Annotated in this window: 24 protein-coding genes; 19 read left to right on the top strand and 5 right to left on the bottom strand. The window is 65.8% G+C overall.

Annotated features, from left to right (window positions below):
* Nucleotides 1–69: 69 nt before the first annotated feature.
* Entirely contained in the window at nucleotides 70–396 is a 327-nt protein-coding gene (locus ACO055_RS01435; RefSeq protein WP_422060838.1) for a DUF736 domain-containing protein, read from the top strand.
* A 47-nt stretch (nucleotides 397–443) separates the two neighbouring features.
* Here ACO055_RS01435 and ACO055_RS01440 read toward each other — a convergent pair whose 3' ends face one another.
* The gene (locus ACO055_RS01440; protein WP_422060839.1) at nucleotides 444–1433 is read right to left on the bottom strand and encodes an NADPH:quinone oxidoreductase family protein; all 990 of its coding nucleotides are present in this window, start codon (nucleotides 1431–1433) and stop codon (nucleotides 444–446) included.
* 306 nt (nucleotides 1434–1739) lie between these two features.
* Between ACO055_RS01440 and ACO055_RS01445 the strand changes: the two genes are divergently transcribed.
* The 13 genes from ACO055_RS01445 (at nucleotide 1740) to ACO055_RS01505 (ending at nucleotide 11050) form a co-directional block, all read left to right on the top strand.
* The gene (locus ACO055_RS01445; protein ID WP_422060840.1) at nucleotides 1740–1904 is read left to right on the top strand and encodes a hypothetical protein; all 165 of its coding nucleotides are present in this window, start codon (nucleotides 1740–1742) and stop codon (nucleotides 1902–1904) included.
* 126 nt (nucleotides 1905–2030) lie between these two features.
* Entirely contained in the window at nucleotides 2031–2471 is a 441-nt protein-coding gene (locus ACO055_RS01450; RefSeq protein WP_422060841.1) for a hypothetical protein, read from the top strand.
* Nucleotides 2472–2822: 351 nt separating this feature from the next.
* Nucleotides 2823–3137 carry a DUF736 domain-containing protein gene (locus ACO055_RS01455; protein ID WP_422060842.1) on the top strand — a complete coding sequence of 105 codons (315 nt, stop codon included), beginning with the start codon at nucleotides 2823–2825 and terminating at the stop codon, nucleotides 3135–3137.
* A gap of 180 nt (nucleotides 3138–3317) precedes the next feature.
* Nucleotides 3318–3527, top strand: a complete 210-nt coding sequence (locus tag ACO055_RS01460) for a transcriptional regulator domain-containing protein (protein ID WP_422062388.1) — start codon at nucleotides 3318–3320, stop codon at nucleotides 3525–3527.
* A gap of 106 nt (nucleotides 3528–3633) precedes the next feature.
* Nucleotides 3634–4098 carry a DNA -binding domain-containing protein gene (locus tag ACO055_RS01465; RefSeq protein ID WP_422060843.1) on the top strand — a complete coding sequence of 155 codons (465 nt, stop codon included), beginning with the start codon at nucleotides 3634–3636 and terminating at the stop codon, nucleotides 4096–4098.
* 117 nt (nucleotides 4099–4215) lie between these two features.
* Nucleotides 4216–4470: a helix-turn-helix transcriptional regulator gene (locus ACO055_RS01470; RefSeq protein ID WP_422060844.1), complete on the top strand. Its 255-nt coding sequence runs from the start codon at nucleotides 4216–4218 to the stop codon at nucleotides 4468–4470.
* 68 nt (nucleotides 4471–4538) lie between these two features.
* A complete protein-coding gene (locus ACO055_RS01475) occupies nucleotides 4539–5012 on the top strand; it encodes a DUF2840 domain-containing protein (protein ID WP_422062389.1) in 474 nt (157 codons plus the stop codon).
* A complete protein-coding gene (locus ACO055_RS01480; protein WP_422060845.1) occupies nucleotides 5009–5599 on the top strand; it encodes a S26 family signal peptidase in 591 nt (196 codons plus the stop codon). The genes ACO055_RS01475 and ACO055_RS01480 overlap by 4 nt, the downstream gene beginning before the upstream one ends.
* On the top strand, nucleotides 5596–5928 hold the full coding sequence (locus tag ACO055_RS01485; protein ID WP_422060846.1) for a DUF736 domain-containing protein: 333 nt from the start codon (nucleotides 5596–5598) through the stop codon (nucleotides 5926–5928). The genes ACO055_RS01480 and ACO055_RS01485 overlap by 4 nt, the downstream gene beginning before the upstream one ends.
* A 6-nt stretch (nucleotides 5929–5934) precedes the next feature.
* Entirely contained in the window at nucleotides 5935–6657 is a 723-nt protein-coding gene (locus tag ACO055_RS01490) for a lytic transglycosylase domain-containing protein (RefSeq protein WP_422062390.1), read from the top strand.
* Nucleotides 6658–6880: 223 nt separating this feature from the next.
* Complete coding sequence (locus tag ACO055_RS01495; protein WP_422060847.1) at nucleotides 6881–8626, top strand: relaxase/mobilization nuclease domain-containing protein; 1746 nt, start codon at nucleotides 6881–6883, stop codon at nucleotides 8624–8626.
* Nucleotides 8627–8639: 13 nt separating this feature from the next.
* Nucleotides 8640–10613, top strand: coding sequence for a conjugal transfer protein TraG (locus ACO055_RS01500; protein WP_422060848.1), 1974 nt, complete (start codon nucleotides 8640–8642; stop codon nucleotides 10611–10613).
* Nucleotides 10610–11050 (top strand): ribbon-helix-helix protein, CopG family, encoded by a 441-nt coding sequence (locus ACO055_RS01505; RefSeq protein ID WP_422060849.1) that lies wholly within the window; start codon nucleotides 10610–10612, stop codon nucleotides 11048–11050. The genes ACO055_RS01500 and ACO055_RS01505 overlap by 4 nt, the downstream gene beginning before the upstream one ends.
* Here the strand turns inward: ACO055_RS01505 and ACO055_RS01510 are convergent.
* The 4 genes from ACO055_RS01510 to ACO055_RS01525 are packed head-to-tail and all read right to left on the bottom strand — an operon-like array spanning nucleotide 11026 to nucleotide 13390.
* Nucleotides 11026–11991 carry a JAB domain-containing protein gene (locus ACO055_RS01510; RefSeq protein ID WP_422060850.1) on the bottom strand — a complete coding sequence of 322 codons (966 nt, stop codon included), beginning with the start codon at nucleotides 11989–11991 and terminating at the stop codon, nucleotides 11026–11028. The two genes, ACO055_RS01505 and ACO055_RS01510, sit on opposite strands and share 25 nt — an antisense overlap.
* The gene (locus tag ACO055_RS01515) at nucleotides 11964–12437 is read right to left on the bottom strand and encodes a hypothetical protein (RefSeq protein ID WP_422060851.1); all 474 of its coding nucleotides are present in this window, start codon (nucleotides 12435–12437) and stop codon (nucleotides 11964–11966) included. Before ACO055_RS01515 ends, ACO055_RS01510 begins: the two co-directional genes overlap by 28 nt.
* 41 nt (nucleotides 12438–12478) lie before the next feature.
* Nucleotides 12479–12811 (bottom strand): hypothetical protein, encoded by a 333-nt coding sequence (locus ACO055_RS01520; protein ID WP_422060852.1) that lies wholly within the window; start codon nucleotides 12809–12811, stop codon nucleotides 12479–12481.
* Between the two features lie 60 nt (nucleotides 12812–12871).
* On the bottom strand, nucleotides 12872–13390 hold the full coding sequence (locus tag ACO055_RS01525) for a helix-turn-helix transcriptional regulator (RefSeq protein WP_422060853.1): 519 nt from the start codon (nucleotides 13388–13390) through the stop codon (nucleotides 12872–12874).
* A 219-nt stretch (nucleotides 13391–13609) separates the two neighbouring features.
* Here ACO055_RS01525 and trbB point away from each other — a divergent pair, with 219 nt between their 5' ends.
* From trbB to trbJ, 5 genes are read left to right on the top strand one after another with little or no spacing between them, the layout of a single operon-like run.
* Nucleotides 13610–14593, top strand: a complete 984-nt coding sequence (gene trbB / locus ACO055_RS01530; protein WP_422060854.1) for a P-type conjugative transfer ATPase TrbB — start codon at nucleotides 13610–13612, stop codon at nucleotides 14591–14593.
* Complete coding sequence (locus ACO055_RS01535; protein ID WP_422060855.1) at nucleotides 14590–14922, top strand: TrbC/VirB2 family protein; 333 nt, start codon at nucleotides 14590–14592, stop codon at nucleotides 14920–14922. Before trbB ends, ACO055_RS01535 begins: the two co-directional genes overlap by 4 nt.
* Nucleotides 14922–15191 (top strand): VirB3 family type IV secretion system protein, encoded by a 270-nt coding sequence (locus ACO055_RS01540; RefSeq protein ID WP_058807801.1) that lies wholly within the window; start codon nucleotides 14922–14924, stop codon nucleotides 15189–15191. Before ACO055_RS01535 ends, ACO055_RS01540 begins: the two co-directional genes overlap by 1 nt.
* The gene (gene trbE / locus ACO055_RS01545) at nucleotides 15188–17629 is read left to right on the top strand and encodes a conjugal transfer protein TrbE (RefSeq protein WP_422060856.1); all 2442 of its coding nucleotides are present in this window, start codon (nucleotides 15188–15190) and stop codon (nucleotides 17627–17629) included. The genes ACO055_RS01540 and trbE overlap by 4 nt, the downstream gene beginning before the upstream one ends.
* Nucleotides 17626–18339 (top strand): P-type conjugative transfer protein TrbJ, encoded by a 714-nt coding sequence (gene trbJ / locus ACO055_RS01550; protein ID WP_422060857.1) that lies wholly within the window; start codon nucleotides 17626–17628, stop codon nucleotides 18337–18339. The genes trbE and trbJ overlap by 4 nt, the downstream gene beginning before the upstream one ends.
* Nucleotides 18340–18342 lie beyond the last annotated feature (3 nt).

The raw sequence follows: 18342 nt of genomic DNA on the forward strand, positions 1-18342 counted from the left end.
GACGGCGGCTCACGGGCCCTCCTTCTGGCGCCATCGGGAATAGGTCCCGAGCAACCAAGGAGACTTGAAATGGGCACCACCATCGGAACTCTTACCCTCAAGGACGACGGCAGCTTCGAGGGCACGCTTGCGACCCTCACCGTCACCGTGCCGATCGCGATCGTCCCGAACGGCCGCAAGGTGAAGGAAAGCGAACCCGACTACCGCGTGGTCAGTCGCCGCAACGGATACGAACTCGGCGGCGGCTGGACGAAGACCGCGCGCTCGACGGGTGCCGAATATATCTCGGTATCGCTGTCGGCCCCCGAACTCGGCGAGATCTTCTGCAATGTCGCCAACGCGCCGGGCGGCGATCCGTCGCAGAAGGTGCTGATCTGGAACGCCCCCGGCACCTGATCGGACAACAGGGCGGCCCCGTCTTCGGACGGGGCCGACTTGGCGTCTCAGTTTTCCGGAAGAATCTCGACGATCGTCCGGCCTTGGCCGGTGTTTGCGAGGATATGCTCGAGGGCGAGACGAAAATCGGCGAACGCGAAGCTTGTGGGGGGCGAGGGGGTTAGCCGGCCGTCCGCAACCCATTGCAGGAGCGTCGACACATGCCTCGCAGCAGCTTCCGGCTCGCGGAACATGAACTGCCGCACGTCAACACCCACCAGCGCCGCGCCCTTCAGCAGGCTCAGGTGGATCGGAAGCGAGGGGATCGGTCCGCCGACGAAACCCACGACCAAATGTCGCCCGCCCCAACCCAGCGAGCGAAATGCCGGCTCGAACAGAGGACCGCTGACGGGGTCGAAAATGACGTCCGGACCTTCGCCTCCACAGATTTCGCGCAGTCGCTCCCGCCAGCCATCCGGCGCCGTGTCGATGACATGATCGGCTCCGAGATCCCGCGCAAAGTCGCGCTTCTCGGACGTGGAGGCAGCCGCGATGACTTCGGCGCCAAGCAATTTCCCAAGCTGTACGGCAGCCGAGCCTACGCCGCCTGCCGCGCCGAAGATGAGGAGACGTTGTCGGGGCCTGAGAGCTCCGCGGTCCTCAAGGCCGTGTAGCGCGGTCAAGAAATTCTGGCGAAAACCGGCGGCCTGCCCAAAGCTCATATTGTCGGGAAGGCGACTGGCTTTGTCCGCCCGCAGGACAATATATTCGGCCAGGCCGCCACCGCCGACCAGCCCTGCCACAACCCGGTCGCCGACGCGCAATCGCGTGACATTTCGGCCGACGTCCACAATTGTACCGGCGATCTCGCCACCTGGAGTGTGCGGGAGGCTGGGTTTAACCTGATAGCGCCCGAGGGCCACCAGTCCGTCGACATATCCCAAGCCGCAGACCCCGACCCGGACCAGAATGTCGTCAACCCCCGGCGTAGGCGGGGGAACGTCGAGCATTTCGTAGCGATCGATCGCGTCCAGAGCGTTTCCCAATACGGCCTTCATCTTCGTTCCCCGCCAACAACTCCCCACCGCGCGAACCGCCCGATGGCCGACGCTTCAAGTCGCACAGCTCTAATTCCTCCGCAAGCAACTGGCCGAGCGAACCATCGGTCCTTCGTGGCAGCGCGGGACCATCCACCCGGAAGACCGCTAATCCCTGGGCGCGAAGTCAGGCCTCCATCAATCAACCCGCAAGGGGTCCGCTACGCTGCGCGTGCGGCCGCGGCCTTGCCGCGGTGATTGCGGCCTGACCCCGGCCGGCGGGGCGGCTGCCGAGCGGGATGGCCCGCTCCCGCAGGAGTTAAAACGATGCCGCTTTCCACAGCACAGTCGCTCGGATGGAATCTCGCCCGCACGATGATGACTATCATCGTCCTGATCGAGGCCGGTCAAGGCTTCGCCGTGATGCCGCTCGACGAATTCGACGGCGATCCCGCCTGTATCGTTTGCGAATATGACCCGTTCAACCGCTGATATATCGCGCGAAATCGCCCCATCGTGGATCCAGTTCCGGTTCCACCTTTGGGGCGATTTTGATATGTCGGTGAAGCAGAATGCGCTGTGGTGGTGGTGGAGAGCGCGTCCGACAGGAGGACGCTTGTGACCTTTATGATCATCCTCGGCGCCGCAGCGGGCGTCTATCAGCTCTGGCTGATGTTCCGGCTCGCGACTCTTGCCTTGCCGGTCTATGTCGCGATCGCTGCGGCATTCCTGCTCCGAGACGCAGACTATGGCTATGTCTCGGCGATCGCCGCGGGCCTTCTCGCGGGTGCAGCGATATGGTTCGTCGCGAATGCCTTCCTCGCGATCGCCCGGTCGCCCTTGCTTCGTCTCGCCATCGCGGCACTGTTCGCTGTCCCGGCAGGCTTCGCAGGCTACCAGCTCGCCTATAGCGTCGCCGAACTGGCGAGCGCCGATGGCGCCATGTTGCTGGGCGTCTCGCTTGCTGGTGCCGTGGCAACCGCTGCGGCTTCCTGGTCCAGCCTGTCGGGGCCGAACGCGAAATTGCCTCCGCAGTTGGCCGAGACCCGGCCGCTCTAGCCTCAGGCCGGGCCGAGCATTCCCTGTCGGTCGCAGGGCGGGCGTATCGACGGACATTCGCCACATCTTCAGTGCCGACCTGATCGGTTCCATCCTGCCGCTGGACCATCCCGGCCTCGGTTCGATGCGCTACTGGCGTCAAGACGCTTCGCTGGTCCGGCTCGCCGCAACGGCCGTCCGGCTATTTTCTTCCCCACGGCGTGCCGCCGCTCCTCGCGAAACAAGAAAATCCCCCTCCGGCCGTCCTCCGCTGCGCTCCGGCCCTGACGGGTGCGGCGCCGGCCCCTTGCCGCCCTCCGGTCCGCATCGAGGCCGCGATGGTGCGGCCGCGACAAGGAAAGGAATCGGACAATGAAAATCGGCACTTTCAAGAAAGTCGGCGGCGAATATCACGGCGCGATCTCCACGCTGACGATCCAGGCCGAGCAGGTCTGCATCAGCCCGGTCGCCGGTGCGAGCGGCAATGCTCCCAGTCACCATGTCTTCGTCGGAGGCGTCGAGGTCGGTGCTGCGTGGACCAAGACGACGCAGGACAACCGTCCCTATCTGTCGGTCAAACTCGACGATCCGGGCTTCACCGCACCGCTGTTCGCCCAGCTCTTCGACAGCTCCGACGAGGATTATGATCTGGTCTGGAGCCGGCCGCAGCGCCGCCGCGACAGCTGACGACCATCGCCCGGCTTCGGCCGGGCGATGTTACAACCAAATTGAGGGCTTTAGCGTGCGGGATTGAAACAGGTTTGCGCTAAGCTCATCCCTTGCGTGCCGGTAACCATGTCGCTGCTTTCGATCATGAACCGGCTGGAAATCCGCGGTTTATTCTCCTCAAACGGGTCGGAGGCGCGAATGGATCAGGCAGTCGAATGGCAGTCGCCATATTTTCCGAACATTTTTGAACTATATGATCGTGCGGACTTCGCGCAGGAATTCCTGCGGCGAAGCCCCGCCTATCGGTGTGGCTATGCCGCCGCTGCGAAGGCTTCGGGCGCCGACCGGACGCGGCTCTTTCGGCGGCTCGCCAGCCGCTGGGGGTTGGTTTTTCGCCTTCGATCCTGACCTCCCGGCGTCGACCGCGCCCGCCCTATGGCGGCCGCAGGCCTGTGCCTACGTAACGATCGCGCGGCCAGCGCCAAAGGGCTTTGCCGCGCTCCGCCTCGCCGAGGTGATCGATGGTTCCGAGATCGCGGCCGAGCTCCTGTCTTATCGGGATTGGCATATCGTCCTGCTCGCTGGCGGCCGCCGGTATCGGCTGCTGATCCGGCGCTGCCGCTCGAACGAGCGTTTGGCCTTCCTCACGCCCGCCGATGCGCAGGCGTCGCTTCGCGCATCGATGATCATGGCGCTCCACCGCGAGCTTCTGGACCTTGGCGGAGGCCGCCCGCCGCCCGACGGCGTTCCGGGGCCCACCGAGCGCTATCGCCTGGTCCAGTGGTTGCGGCTCCTCGATGCGGTCGCCGAAGGCGCGTCCGCACGCGAGATCGCAGCTGCGCTGCTCCTCGCCGACGCCCGCGAATATTCCGCGGCCGAGTGGGACGCATCGAGCGAGCGCCGCCGCATCGCGCGCTGGCAGCGCGCCGCGATCGCTATGCGCGACGGCGGCTTCAGCGTGCTGCTCCGCGCCGCCTGATCGGGACAATCCGCACGCACCCGGTTTGTCCGTTCCGAATCGTTTCGGCGAATTTCAAAAGTCTCCGTTCTGTTCCCGGAGCCGCCCCGAGCCTCCGGCCACTGGCAGGAGACACCCTTGTCCGACCGATCCACGTCCGACGCGCAGCGCTATCTTCGAGCGCCGGAGGCAGCCGCCCATCTCGGCCTGTCGTGGCAGACTCTTGCCAAGCATCGCTGCTACGGGACCGGCCCGCGATACCATAAGCTCGGCGGCCGCATCGTCTACGCGCTGGCCGACCTCGACGCCTGGGCGGCCGTCGGGCTGAAGACGTCGACGTCCGATCCGGGCGCGGGACGGCTATCGCCTGCGCTTCGTCCGGAGCGCCGATGATGAGCGCGGAAAGGGCAGCGTCGGCGCAGCGGCCGAGCAACGCGTGCGGCTGGCAGGCCGCACCCAAAATGTCCACGGCCAGCGGGCACACCGAGGTTGAGCTGACCTGGCTCGAGGGCCGGATCGAGCAGTGGATACGCTTCGGCCGCGTTGCCGCCGATCGCGTCGTCAATCGGCGAACGCGCATTGCAACTTTCCGTCCCGGCGCCGTTTTTGGCCTTGTCCGCTGGACCTCGAACGACTTCGGAACCGTCCATTCGAGCATCGCGGTGTTGGCCGCCGTCGACCCGGGCGCACCATATTCGACCCACCCCTTCGTTCGTCCCGGCGGCGACCTTCTGCTTCGGATCGACGGCTGGCCAAAGGTTCAGCGAGCTCTCGAGGCGATTGACGCGATAGAAGGGACCGGCATCGACCCGTGCGATGTGGCGCCCGATCATTGGCGGCATGTCGGAAGCCAGCTTGCCGCCGGCCTTCCGTTTCGGCCCTACGGGCCTGACCGTCATGCGGCGTGGCTGCGCCGCCGGGCCTTGGAATCATGAGCCGCCGCTGGCTTCGCGCGACGGTCCTTTCCGGCGCGCTCTTCTCATCGCTATTCGGCGCGTTGGCGGTACTGGCGCCGCAGCCACGGCTGCTCTGGAACGCAAGCGCGAGCGTCCCGATCGGGCTCTACCGGATTGAGGTCGGCGCGCGCCCCGCGCTCGGCGACTTCGTCGCCATCGACCCGCCGGAGCGCATTGCCGCACTTCTCGACGCGCGCGGATATCTGCCGCGCGGCGTTCCGCTGCTCAAGAAGGTCGCAGCGGCGGAAGGCATGCTCGTATGCCGCAGCGGCACGTTCGTGACGATCGACGGCGCTCCCGCCGCTCGCGCGCTGTCGCACGACCGCGCTGGGCGGATGTTGCCGCTCTGGCTCGGCTGCCGCCGTCTCCAGCGTGGCGAAATGTTCCTGCTCGGCACCCGGCCCGACAGTCTCGACGGTCGCTATTTCGGTCCTCTCCCGGCCTCCGGCCTGATCGGGACCGCGCACCCGGTTGCGACACGCGATCGACCCGGCGCGCCGCTTCGCTGGCGCATCGGCTGCTGCACCTCATCCCCCACCGAAGATGAAAAGGAACCAGCGCAATGATTATCGGGAACTTCCAGTCCGCAGGCGATGGCTATGCGGGACAGATCCGCACGCTCCTCCTCGATGCGATGATCGCCATCGTTCCGGCGCTGCCGTCCGACGCCGAGAACGCACCCGCATGGCGCGTCCTGCTCGTCGAGGCCGACAACGGCATCGAGATCGGGGCGGGCTGGGAACGGCGCGGCGAGCGCGCCGGTTCCTACATCGCCCTCCAGATCGACGATCCGGTCCTGGGTCTGCCGATCCGCGCGAACCTGCTGCGCTCGACGCAGAATGACGACGAATATCATCTGCTCTGGTCGCGGCCTGCGCCGCGCGACAAGGCCTGAGCGGTGATGCGTCCGGCTCGCTCGGCGCGCTTCCGCGCCATGCGCATCGCCGCCGCGCTGGCCTTCCTCGCGCCGCATGGCGGTGCCGCCGGGGGTGCTGCCGCGGCTCCGGCTTCGCCGGGCGCGCCGCATCCCTACGCTGCCCATGTGGCGGAAGCCTCGCTTCGCTTCGGCATCCCGCAAGAGTGGATATGGCGCGTGATGCATGTCGAAAGCCGCGGCAACGCCCGCGCCGTGTCGCCAGCGGGGGCGATGGGCGTGATGCAGATCATGCCCGCAACCTGGGCGATGCTGACTGCGCGCCACCGTCTCGGGAGCGATCCGTTCGACGTGCGCGCGAACATCCTCGCGGGTGCAGCCTATCTGCGTGCGATGTGGGATCGCTATGGCGATATCCGGCTGATGCTCGCGGCCTATAACGCGGGGCCCGGCCGCGCCGACGCTTATGCGGCGGGACGGCGCGGATTGCCCGCTGAAACCATCGCCTATGTTGCCGCGATCGCGCCCGCGATCGACGCATCGAGCGTCGCTCCGCTCGCTCCCGCGCCGACCGTAAGCGCGCCCGCCTGGCGGAGCGCGTCGCTTTTCGCCGGGCAGGGCGGCGGCACCGCGGCGGGCAGCTCCACCGCACCGCCGCTGCAGGATGAGCGCACGCCGGCGGCCGCTTCGCAGCCGGCCGCGCGGCCGCTTTCGCCGCTCTTCGTCCCGCTTTCCGGAAACGAGCGATGAGCGTCTCGCATTCCCCTGTCGCACTTCGACTGGACATCGACTTCTGGGGGCTATTGTGCGGCATAGGTAGGTGGAGAGGAGGGCAAGATAAAAGACCTGCCAGCTTGCTGGCGGTATGTGGTTGGTTTGTTGTCGCTTTTCCGTATGGCAGCGGGTCGGGGCAGCCATATGGTCAGCCTTCTTCTCGTTGGTTTCCAACGGCTTGCTGTCTGGCAATGGCCCTATGAGCGGCGACGAGCAGGATTTTCGCGTTCGGCCCGGAAGGGGAAGGGATGCGGGAGCAGGCGCGGGGCAGCGAGGCAAGCGCCTCGCCGCGCAGGTCAAGCGCGCCGCCGCCCGGTCGGGCTTCACCCGCTCGCGTCCGGGCAGCGCGGGGCACGGCGGCGGCACCGGGCGGCACGGTCGCGGCAGGCATGCGCTCGCGGCGATGCGCCGCGGTCCTTCGCAGCGCCGGGTGACGGTGATGGCCCGTATCGTCCGGCACAAGGGCGCGCAGTTTCGCGCCGCGCCGCTCGGTCGGCACATCGCCTATCTCGAACGTGACGGCGTCACGCGCGATGGCCGCGGTGCGGCGATGTTCGATGCGTCCGGCGACGGTGCCGACCGGAGCGCCTTTGCCGAACGGTGCTCGGACGACCGGCACCATTTCCGGCTCATCGTGAGCCCCGAGGATGCGGCTGAGCTTGGCGACCTCCGCGGCTTTACGCGCGACCTGATGCGGCAGATGGAGCGTGATCTTGAGACGCGGCTCGAATGGGTCGCTGTCGATCATTGGAACACCGATAATCCGCACATCCATGTCCTCGTGCGCGGGACCACCGACGACGGCTCCGACCTGGTGATTGATCGAGACTATGTCGCCGAAGGCATTCGCGGGCGCGCGTCCGAGATCGCCACGCTGGAGCTCGGGCCGCGCACCGAACGCGAGATCGACAAGGCGCAGGCGCGCGAGGTCGATGCCGACCGATGGACCGGCCTTGATGCCGAGCTGGTCAAGCGTGGGTTGAATACGGGTGTCGTCGACCTGAGGCTCGATCGCGCCGCCGCCGATCGCGACATCCATCTGCGCGGCCGCGCCGCGCGGCTTGAAGCGATGGGCCTGGCAACGAAGCTCGGGCCGGGCCTCTTCGTCATCGACCCGGACGCCGAGACCGCTTTGCGCCAGGTCGGCGAGCGGGGCGACATCATCAAGACGATGCACCGCGAAATGACGGCGCGGGATTTGCGGTTCGATGCCGGCGCGGTCGCGATCCACGAGGGGCAGGGCGATGGTCCGATCCTCGGGCGGCTTGTTGCGCGCGGTCTCGATGACGAACTTGCAGGGTCAGCCTTCGCGATCGTCGATGGTGTTGATGGCCGTACCCATCATCTTCGCTTTGCCGATCTTGAATGGACCGGCGACGCCGCATCCGGTGCGATCGTCGAGCTTCGCACTTGGGAAGGGCGCGATGGAACTAAGCGGTCGTCGCTTGCACTTCGTTCGGACCTTCCCCTTGCCGACCAGATATCGGCGCACGGCCCGACCTGGCTCGACCGGCAGTTGCTTGCGCAGGAGCCCGTTGCGGGCGCGGGGTTCGGCCTTGAGGTCCAGAACGCGATGAAGGAGCGTGCCGCGTTCCTCGAAACCGAGGGGCTTGCGCGGCGGCAAGGTGGCCGCCTCAGCCTGGAACCCGCACTGATCGAGACGTTGCGTCGCCGCGAGATCGAGGGTGCGAGTGACGCGATAGCCGCGCGCAGCGGGCTGGCGCATCGTCCTTCGGCTCCCGGCGAGCGGATGAGCGGGATCTACCGCGAGCGCGTCACGCTCGCCTCGGGACGCTTTGCGATGATCGACGATGGCCTCGGCTTCCAGCTCGTGCCCTGGCGCCCCGCGCTCGATCGCCATCTCGGCAAGCAGGTCATAGGCACCGCGAACGGGTCAGGCGGCATCGACTGGGTACTCGGCCGCGGTCGCGGACTCGGTATCTGAAAAGGAGCAGGCTATGAACGACCGCATACTCTGGGGGCAGATACTTGTCGTCCTGACGATCGTAACCGCGGCGGTCTGGACCGCGACGCAATGGACGGCGAGTGCACTCGGGTTCCAGCTCGCGCTTGGTGCGCCATGGTTCCGCGTCGATGGCTATCCCGTCTATCCGCCGCCGGCCTTTTTCTGGTGGTGGTTCGCCTACGACGCCTATGCGCCGCCGATCTTCTACCGCGGCGCCGCGATCGCCGCGTCCGGCGGCTTCCTCTCGATCATCGTCGCCATTGCGATGTCGGTCTGGCGTGCCCGCGAGCGGCGGCGCGCCGAGACCTACGGTTCGGCCCGCTGGGCGAATGAGCGCGAGATACGCGGGGCAGCGATGCTCGGCCCCGACGGAGTGATCCTCGGTCGCGTCGGTAAACAGTATCTCCGCCATGACGGCGCCGAGCATGTCCTTTGTTTCGCGCCGACGCGGTCGGGCAAGGGTGTGGGCCTCGTCGTGCCGACGCTGCTTAGCTGGCCGGGGAGCTGTATCGTCCACGACATCAAGGGCGAGAACTGGCAGCTGACCGCCGGCTTCCGGGCGCGCCACGGACGCGCGCTGCTGTTCGATCCCACCAACCCCAAATCCGCCGCCTATAATCCGCTGCTCGAAGTCCGGCGCGGCGAGTGGGAAGTGCGCGACGTACAGAATGTGGCCGACGTGCTGGTCGATCCCGAGGGGAGCCTCGAGAAACGAAACCACTGGGAAAAGACAAGCCATGCTCTGCTGGTGGGCGCCATCCTTCATGTTCTCTACGCCGAGGAGGAAAAGACGCTGTCGGGCGTCGCGGCCTTCCTGTCCGACCCGCGCCGACCGATCGAGGCGACGCTCTATCGCATGAAGCAGGCGAAGCATCTCGGCGACCGGGTACATCCCGTCGTCGCGGCGGCAGCACAGGAGCTGTTGAACAAGAGCGAGAATGAACGCTCGGGCGTCCTGTCGACCGCCATGTCCTTCCTCGGCCTCTACCGCGATCCCGTGATCGCCAAGGTGACCGGCAGCTCCGAGTGGCGGATCGCCGACCTGATGGAAGCTGACACGCCAGTGTCGCTTTACCTCGTCGTGCCGCCCGGCGACATCAGCCGCACCAAGCCGCTCATGCGGTTGATCCTGAACCAGATCGGCCGTCGCTTGACCGAGGAGCTTAATCCTGCGGCCCGTCCGCGGCGCCTGCTCCTGATGCTCGACGAGTTCCCGGCGCTCGGGCGCCTCGACTTCTTCGAGAGCGCGCTCGCTTTCATGGCGGGCTATGGGATCAAGGCTTTCCTGATCGCGCAGTCGTTGAACCAGATCGAGAAGGCCTATGGGCTGAATAACGCCATCCTCGACAACTGCCACGTCCGGGTGAGCTTCGCGACGAACGACGAGCGGACCGCCAAGCGCATTTCCGACGCGCTCGGTACAGCCACCGAGCAACGCGCCATGAAGAATTACGCGGGGCATCGGCTCTCGCCATGGCTCGGTCACCTGATGGTATCTCGCACCGAAACCGCCCGGGCATTGCTCACACCCGGGGAGGTTATGCAGCTTCCGCCGACCGACGAGATCGTCATGGCGTCGGGGCTGCCGCCGATCCGCGGACAGAAGGCACGCTACTATGCCGATCCACGTTTTGTGCGACGAATTCTGCCTCCCCCGGACGTTGACCTTAGGGGCGATCGGCGGCCCGACGATTGGACTGGTCTCAAGCCAGCAGAGGTTCCGTCTGCTGCTGTGGAGGCCGGCGATGTTGGCGACGATGCCGCGAACGGCGGCATTCGGCAGGAACCTGAACTTCCCCTGCACGAGGATATCGCACCGCCGTCGCCGCTGGCGAATGGCGAGTTCGACTTCAGCGACGAGGATAGTCAGGCCGACGCAGCGAGGCTCAGGGCTGCTGCAGACCGGCGTATGGCACGCAATGCGCGGACCGCCTCCCTCGATCCTGATGACGGAATCGACCTGTGAGACGCGGGCATGTCAAACAGACCTTCCGGCTCGATGCCGAACTCGTGCGGCTCGTTGCCGAGCGGGCCGCGCAGCGGCGGCTGACCCGTACCGAGATCGTCGAGGCTGCCTTGGCCTCGCTCCTGACCCCCGACCATGACGAACGGATCGAGGCGATGGTGACGCGGCGGCTTGATCGCATGTCGCGCCAGCTTGACCGGGTCGAATGGCAAGGCGAGCTGGTGAGCGAGACTTTGGCTCTGCTTGTGCGGCATTGGCTGACAAACAATCCCCCGCTGCCAGACACGGCGCTCGCGGCCGCGCAGGCTGTCGGGAAGGCGAGATGGGAGGCCTTCGTGTCCGCACTTGCGCGCAGGATGGAAGCGGGGCCGAAGCTTGCCAGCGAGTTGTCGCGAGATATGGGCGGCGATCATCATTCTGACCCAGCCTCGAAGTAGGCGCGAAGCCGGTGCGAGATTTCGGGTTCGAGTTTGATGATACTTCGCCGTCCGTCGAACGGGTCCGGCACGCGGCGCACGATACCGGCATCACAAAGTTTCTGGACCAGCCGCAGGGCGCTGCTCATGGGAATATTGGGTGCGACGCAGAGCGAACTGATCGAGAGATCCTTGCCCTTGCATTCATGGATGAAGAGATCGACGAGCATTTCCCAAGCGGGATCGCCAAAGAGCTCGGGTGCGCCGATCAACTGTTGGCGCAGGATACGCCGGTGATTGGCGATCTCGGCGTTGGCTAGAGCCGCTCGCGCGTCGGCGCGGCGGTCCCTCGGGGGCGGAGCGCAGAAGGTCACGAAGGACGATGCGGGCACTTTGCCGCACATCGCATCTTTGTTCATGATGTGGTGCACATAGGCTGATGTGACGATGATATGGTCTACGACCTCGACATCGAGCGACCGGCCAATGCGATCGAGTTGGCGAGTTGCCTCGACGTCTTGTGGACTGGGGGATGGATCGCCGCTGGGATGGTTGTGCACCAATATGATCCCCGCCGCATTCAGTTCGAGCGCGCGTCGGAAGATCGTCCGCGGATAGACTGCCAGGTGACTGAGCGTTCCGTGTTGGAGTTGCTCGTCCGAGATCAGCTGCCGTCCCTTATCAAGGAACAGCACCCGGAGCATTTCATCGCTGAGTGATCCCATCGATGCGATGAGATAGCGCCGCAGTGCTGGATCGAACGGGTCGATCCTCATACCGCGAAGTTCGCCTGCAATGGTTTCGATCGAAGCGTCGCGCGAACTGATTATGAGTGAGACGACTGGCGACTGATTCCCAAGAACACGTCTCAGCGCCTCCGGAGCGGCGGACCAGATCCGGCCGATGCTGCGAAATTCGTCGATCAGAAGCTTGGCTAGGGTTTCGCAGTCCCCCGGTTCCACGATGGCGATGAGCCGCGCCAGGATGGATCGCTGCCGAATTGCCTGATCCGTCGTTGATGACCCCAGGTCGCAACGATGAGGATCGGTCCGACCGGCCAGGACGAGGCTACCTGCATCGTCAGATAGGCAGCGGGATGCAGCATGATGTCGAAGTAGCGGCTGAGATGGGCAAGGAGCGGGAGGATGTGCAGCGCCGCCGCTATCATCGGCCAGAAGCGATAGGCTACCAAGGCCAGAAACATCGTCGCGCTCGCTCCGAAGAGATCTATCGCAAGATGTCCGATGTCGAGGCTCGCAAATTCCGGCGGCACGAGCAGATGCAGCGCCTGGTCCGATGCGATCATTGTTGCCGCGATTATCGCCATCGCCCGCTCCGGGCCGCCGCCCTTCCGCGCGGCATAGCCGATTGCCACGAGCATGAGGATGAGGAAGACCGCTATGCGCATCCTCTTCTTTTTTCATGCTCATGGCTCTCGGTCAAACGGGCTCAGGCCGCCGAGCTCAGCGGTACGACATTCGTACCGGCGGTCTTCGGACATTCGTGAAGATCATAGCCTGCGGTTTCCCGGCCGATCTCTACAAGGTCGCCGTGGACGCGGTGGATGTCGCCGCTGAGGTCGACGAGGGCGAGCTGTGCCGTCGCGAGCCTGCGAATGGTGGCATGCCCTTTGACGACGGGGACGCCCGATATGTCCCGCCGGGCAGCAACGACGCTGCTCATGAGCGTGGAAATGGTGATGAGCGTGTCGTCGACGCTGGTTTCGGCTGCAGTTACGTCCTGTTGGAGACGTGCGGCAGTAGGCTGGATTTCATTGGACATGACTTCTCCTGTTCCGGAGGCGGCATTCTCTCCGGCTATGCTCTGCGACAAAGGAAGGGGTCAGCGAGTGAGCAACTCGGTAAGCGTTTGCCCGATCGATAGTCCGCCAAGACTGATCAGGACGATGACACCAATGAGCGCCAACGTGATCCCGATCCGCCCCGCCGAATTATGATCCGGCCTCAACAAATCCCCGAACGGCGAGCGCTTGCTCGATAGCCTGCCCGGCAGTTCGGAACTGTCCTGCAATTCCATCAGATTGGGCGGGCTTCCGTCTGGGAACTCGGATCGCACCAAGGTGGGGGTCGGAGGAATACCCACCGCATCGTATGTCATTCGGTCGTATGTTTGCTTCAATCGCCGATAGGTCACGGCGGTCTCGTTTCGGTCGCTCGCACCAAGTGCGTCGCGCGCCGTCGTCAGCCTCTGATCGACGGTATGCTTGGAGATATCGAGAAGGCGGGCAATCTCTTTCGAGGTCTTATGTTCGATCAGCAGATCGAGGCAGGCGCGCTGCTTGTCCGTCAGCCGCTTCCAGCGTTCTTCATCTTCAAGAGGGTGCGACCCCGAATCATCCATAGTCCCACTCTTGTCACAAAGTGGTCGAGCGCAAGTATGATCGGGGTGAAATGCGATTCGGGAGCCTCAGTCTGATCTGACGAACTATTGCGATCTGTTCTGTTACGTTTCGATTTGTTGACGCGCGCAAATCCTTGTTGAACCCCGGCATTTCCTGCGTCTCTTACTCATCCCCGTCGAGCCGGGCGCTTTTGCCCGGGCCATCAAACGGGGTCTTCCATGGGCGCAGAACCGATCCGGATCGAACCGCAGGCCCGGGGTGCGCGGATGCTGCGGACCGCGCTAGGCGGGGCGATCGCCGAGTGGCTTGCCGACCCCGCTGTCATCGAAATCATGCTCAACCCCGACGGCCGCCTCTGGGTGGACCGGCTCGGCACCGGGATCACCGATAGCGGTATTCTGCTCGCTGCCGCCGACGGCGAGCGCATCATCCGCCTCGTCGCGCATCATGTCGGCGCCGAGGCTCATGGGGGGGCTCCCCGTGTATCTGCCGAACTGCCGGAAGGGGGCGAGCGGTTCGAAGGGCTGCTGCCGCCGGTCGTTGCCGCACCCACCTTTGCGATCCGCAAACCCGCTGTCGCGGTGTTCACCCTCGGAGATTATGTCGCGTCGGGCATCATGGCGATGGGCGCAGCCGAGACGCTGCGGCGCGGCGTCGCCGACCGGCTGAATATCCTCGTCGCCGGGGGCACCGGGACGGGAAAGACCACACTCACCAACGCGTTGCTTGCCGAGGTTGCCAAGACTTCGGATCGGGTCGTGCTCATCGAGGATACCCGCGAACTTCAATGCGCGGCCCCGAATCTCGTCGCGATGCGGACCAAGGATGGCGTCGCGTCGCTCTCCGACCTTGTCCGTTCCTCTCTGCGCCTGCGGCCCGACCGCATTCCGATCGGCGAGGTCCGCGGCGCCGAGGCGCTCGATCTCCTGAAGGCCTGGGGAACCGGTCATCCGGGCGGCATCGGCACCATCCACGCGGGCAGCGCGCTCGGCGCGCTCCGCCGGATGGAGCAGCTCATCCAGGAAGCGGTGATCACAGTGCCCCGAGCGCTGCTCGCCGAAACCATCGACATCGTCGCCGTGCTGGTCCGCGACGGCGCGGGGCGTCGTCTTGCCGAGCTCGCCCGTGTCGACGGGCTCGATCCCGACACCGGCGATTACCGCCTCAATTCGCTCATCACCCCTGAAGGAGACCATCCATGATCCATGCCTGCCGGCATGGCGCGCGTCGCGCCATGCTCTGTTCGACCGCGCTGTTCGTCGCGCTCGCCGTCGCTGCCCCGGCGCACGCCGGCGGCTCGTCGATGCCGTGGGAAGCGCCGCTGCAATCGATCCTCGAGAGCATCGAAGGCCCGGTTGCCAAGATCGTCGCGGTGATCATCATTATCGTGACCGGGCTCAGCCTCGCCTTCGGCGACACGTCGGGTGGATTCCGCCGGCTGGTCCAGATCGTATTCGGCCTGTCGATCGCCTTCGCCGCGTCGAGCTTCTTTCTGTCCTTCTTTTCCTTCGGCGGCGGGGCGCTGATCTGATGGAATCGCAAGGCGAGGTCTCCGGCTTCTTCGCGCCGGTCCACCGGGCGCTCGCCGAGCCGATCCTGCTCGGCGGCGCGCCGCGGTCGCTCGCGATCGTGAACGGCACGCTCGCCGGAGCGATCGGGCTTGGCCTGCGGCTCTGGATCGCGGGCCTCGCCATCTGGGCGATCGGTCACGCGCTTTCGGTCTGGGCCGCGCGCCGCGATCCCCAATTCGTCGACGTCGCCCGGCGTCACCTCAAATATCCTGTCTGGATGCGGCCATGATGAACCTCGGCGAATATCGCTCGAAATCCGCCTGCCTTGCCGATTTTCTCCCGTGGGTCGCGCTGGTGGGCGAGGGCGTGGTGCTGAACAAGGATGGGTCGCTGCAGCGCACCGCGCGCTTCCGCGGTCCCGACCTCGACAGCGCCACGCCCGCCGAACTGGTCGCGGTGACCTCGCGGCTCAACAACGCGTTGCGCCGATTGGGGTCGGGCTGGGCGGTGTTCGTCGAGGCGCAGCGCCTTCCGGCGAGCAATTATCCGCAATCGGACTTTCCCGATCCGGCGTCGGCGCTTGTCGACATGGAGCGGCAGGAGCAGTTCCGGGAGGAGGGAGCGCATTACGAGAGCCGCTACTTCCTGACGCTGCTGTGGATGCCGCCGGCCGAGGATGCTTCGCGGGCGGAGGGGCTCCTCTACGAGGGCATGGCGCGCTCGGGCGTCGATCCGCGCGAGCATGTCGCAATCTTCGTCGATCGCGGCAATCGCGTGCTGCATCTCGTCGAAGGCTTCATGCCCGAGGCCGAATGGCTCGATGATTGCGAGACGCTGACCTATCTGCATTCGACCGTATCGACGAAGCGCCAGCGCGTCCGCGTGCCCGAAACGCCGGTCTATCTCGACGCGCTTCTTACAGATCAGCCGCTCGTCGGCGGGCTCGAACCGCGGCTTGGCACGTCGCATCTTCGGACGTTGACGATCACCGGCTTCCCGACCGCGACCTGGCCGGGGCTGCTCGACGAGCTCAACCGGCTCGCCTTTTCCTATCGCTGGTCGACGCGCGCGATCATGCTCGACAAGACCGATGCGACCAAGCTGCTGACGAAAATCCGCCGGCAATGGTTCGCGAAGCGCAAGTCGATCGCCGCGATCCTGAAAGAGGTGATGACCAACGAGCAGTCGGTCCTGATGGACAGCGACGCCTCGAACAAGGCGGCGGACGCCGACATGGCCCTGCAAGAGCTCGGTGCCGATCATGCGGGCATCGCCTATGTGACCGCGACCGTAACGGTCTGGGATGCCGATCCCGCGCTCGCTGCCGAGAAACTCCGGCTGGTCGAGAAGGTCATCCAGGGCCGCGATTTCACATGCACGATCGAGGGCATGAACGCGATCGAGGCCTGGCTCGGCAGCCTTCCCGGCCATGTCTATGCGAATGTCCGCCAGCCCCCCATTTCCACGCTCAATCTCGCCCACCTGATTCCTCTCTCAGCTGTATGGGCGGGGGCGGAACGGGACGAGCATTTCGGTGATGCCCCCTTGCTTTACGGCAAGACCGAAGGCTCGACCCCGTTCCGCCTTTCCTTGCATGTCGGCGATGTCGGGCACTGCCTCGTCGTCGGCCCGACCGGTGCCGGCAAGTCGGTGCTGCTTGCGACCATGGCGATGCAGTTCCGGCGCTATGCCGGCGCGCAGATATTCGCCTTCGACTTCGGCGGCTCGGCCCGCGCCGCGGCGCTCGCGATGGGCGGCGACTGGCAGGATCTCGGCGGCGCGCTCCACGACGGCGAGGGCGGGGTGGCGTTGCAGCCGCTCGCGCGGATCGACGAGGCAGCCGAACGCAGCTGGGCGGCCGAATGGCTGGCTGCGCTCCTCGCAGGCGAAGGGGTCGAGATCGACCCGGCGGCGAAGGAGCATCTCTGGTCGGCGCTGACCTCGCTCGCGACCGCGCCTCTGGGTGAGCGCACGCTGACCGGGCTAGCCGTTCTCCTTCAGTCGATCGAGCTCAAGCAGGCGCTTGCGCCCTATCTTGTCGGTGGACCTTGGGGCCGGTTGCTCGATGCCGACGAGGAAAGGCTCGGCGAGGAGAGGGTACAGGTCTTCGAGACCGAGGGGCTCGTCGGCGCAGCCTCGGCGGGCGCGGTGCTATCCTATCTCTTCCACCGCATCGCCGGGCGGCTCGACGGGTCACCGACGCTCATCATCATCGACGAGGGCTGGCTCGTCCTCGACAGCCCCGCCTTCGCGGCGCAACTGCGAGAATGGTTGAAAACGCTCCGGAAGAAGAACGCGAGCGTCGTGTTCGCTACCCAGAGCCTCGCCGACATAGAGACGTCGAGCATCGCGCCGGCGATCATCGAGAGTTGCCCGACGCGCATCTTCCTGCCGAACGAACGTGCGCTCGAGCCTCAGATCGCGCGCATCTATGAACGCTTCGGGCTGAACGACCGGCAGGTCGAGATACTGAGCCGGGCGACGCCGAAGCGCGACTATTATTGCCAATCGCGGCGCGGCAATCGCCTCTTCGACCTCGGGCTGGGGGACATCGCGCTCGCCTTCACGGCAGCCTCCTCGAAGACCGACCAGACGCGCATCGGCGAGCTCCTCGCCGCGCATGGCCGCGGCGGCTTTGCCGCCGCCTGGCTCTCCCACCGTAAGCTCGAATGGGCGGCCGAGCTGCTCCCCACAACTGCCGCCCCCAACCAGGAGTCCCCCAAATGAAGAAATATGTTGCCCGTGCCGCTGCTGCCGCTTTGCTCGCCTCGGCTTCCGCAGGTCCGATGATCGCGTCGCCGGTGAGCGCGCAGCTCGGCGGTATCGTCCATGATCCGCGCAACTATTCGCAGAATATCCTGACTGCGGCGCGCACGCTCGAGCAGATCAACAACCAGATCAAGCAGCTCCAGAACCAGGCGACGTCGCTGCTCAACGAAGCGCGCAATCTCCAGAGCCTGCCGGTCTCGACGCTCGGCGAGCTGCAGGCGCAGGTCGACCAGACCCGCCAGCTGCTCGGCGAAGCACAGGGCATCGCCTATGATGTGACCGACATCCGCAAGGGGTTCGAGCAGCGCTACAAGGGCACCGCCTTCTCGGGCCCCGCCGCCGAGATGGTGGCCAATGCCGAGGCGCGCTGGAAGGACAGCGTCGGGGCCTTCGAGGACGCGATGAAGGTCCAGGCCGGAATCGTCTCGAACATGGGCGGGACGCGCACCTCGATCGGGGCGATCGTCGGTGCCAGCCAGACGGCGACCGGCGCGCTGCAGGCCGCGCAGGCGGGCAATCAGCTGCTCGCTATCCAGTCGCAGCAGATCTCGGACCTTGCCGCGGTGATGAGCGCACAGGGCCGCGCCGAGATGCTCGATGCCGCGCGCGCGGCGGCCGCCGAGGCCGAAGGCCGCGAACGCTTCCGTCGCTTCCGCAAGGGCAATTGAGAT

This window comes from Sphingopyxis sp., from assembly GCF_965227415.1.
Taxonomy (GTDB): Bacteria; Pseudomonadota; Alphaproteobacteria; order Sphingomonadales; family Sphingomonadaceae; genus Sphingopyxis.

Excerpts from the sequence above, each read along its gene's own strand:
- ACO055_RS01435 (WP_422060838.1), top strand. The coding sequence starts at position 70 with ATGGGCACCACCATCGGAACTCTTACCCTCAAGGACGACGGCAGCTTC.
- ACO055_RS01440 (WP_422060839.1), bottom strand. The coding sequence starts at position 1,433 with ATGAAGGCCGTATTGGGAAACGCTCTGGACGCGATCGATCGCTACGAA.
- ACO055_RS01445 (WP_422060840.1), top strand. The coding sequence starts at position 1,740 with ATGCCGCTTTCCACAGCACAGTCGCTCGGATGGAATCTCGCCCGCACG.
- ACO055_RS01455 (WP_422060842.1), top strand. The coding sequence starts at position 2,823 with ATGAAAATCGGCACTTTCAAGAAAGTCGGCGGCGAATATCACGGCGCG.
- ACO055_RS01460 (WP_422062388.1), top strand. The coding sequence starts at position 3,318 with ATGGATCAGGCAGTCGAATGGCAGTCGCCATATTTTCCGAACATTTTT.
- ACO055_RS01475 (WP_422062389.1), top strand. The coding sequence starts at position 4,539 with ATGTCCACGGCCAGCGGGCACACCGAGGTTGAGCTGACCTGGCTCGAG.
- ACO055_RS01480 (WP_422060845.1), top strand. The coding sequence starts at position 5,009 with ATGAGCCGCCGCTGGCTTCGCGCGACGGTCCTTTCCGGCGCGCTCTTC.
- ACO055_RS01485 (WP_422060846.1), top strand. The coding sequence starts at position 5,596 with ATGATTATCGGGAACTTCCAGTCCGCAGGCGATGGCTATGCGGGACAG.
- ACO055_RS01490 (WP_422062390.1), top strand. The coding sequence starts at position 5,935 with ATGCGTCCGGCTCGCTCGGCGCGCTTCCGCGCCATGCGCATCGCCGCC.
- ACO055_RS01495 (WP_422060847.1), top strand. The coding sequence starts at position 6,881 with ATGAGCGGCGACGAGCAGGATTTTCGCGTTCGGCCCGGAAGGGGAAGG.
- ACO055_RS01500 (WP_422060848.1), top strand. The coding sequence starts at position 8,640 with ATGAACGACCGCATACTCTGGGGGCAGATACTTGTCGTCCTGACGATC.
- ACO055_RS01515 (WP_422060851.1), bottom strand. The coding sequence starts at position 12,437 with ATGCGCATAGCGGTCTTCCTCATCCTCATGCTCGTGGCAATCGGCTAT.
- ACO055_RS01520 (WP_422060852.1), bottom strand. The coding sequence starts at position 12,811 with ATGTCCAATGAAATCCAGCCTACTGCCGCACGTCTCCAACAGGACGTA.
- ACO055_RS01525 (WP_422060853.1), bottom strand. The coding sequence starts at position 13,390 with ATGGATGATTCGGGGTCGCACCCTCTTGAAGATGAAGAACGCTGGAAG.
- trbB (WP_422060854.1), top strand. The coding sequence starts at position 13,610 with ATGGGCGCAGAACCGATCCGGATCGAACCGCAGGCCCGGGGTGCGCGG.
- ACO055_RS01535 (WP_422060855.1), top strand. The coding sequence starts at position 14,590 with ATGATCCATGCCTGCCGGCATGGCGCGCGTCGCGCCATGCTCTGTTCG.
- ACO055_RS01540 (WP_058807801.1), top strand. The coding sequence starts at position 14,922 with ATGGAATCGCAAGGCGAGGTCTCCGGCTTCTTCGCGCCGGTCCACCGG.
- trbE (WP_422060856.1), top strand. The coding sequence starts at position 15,188 with ATGATGAACCTCGGCGAATATCGCTCGAAATCCGCCTGCCTTGCCGAT.
- trbJ (WP_422060857.1), top strand. The coding sequence starts at position 17,626 with ATGAAGAAATATGTTGCCCGTGCCGCTGCTGCCGCTTTGCTCGCCTCG.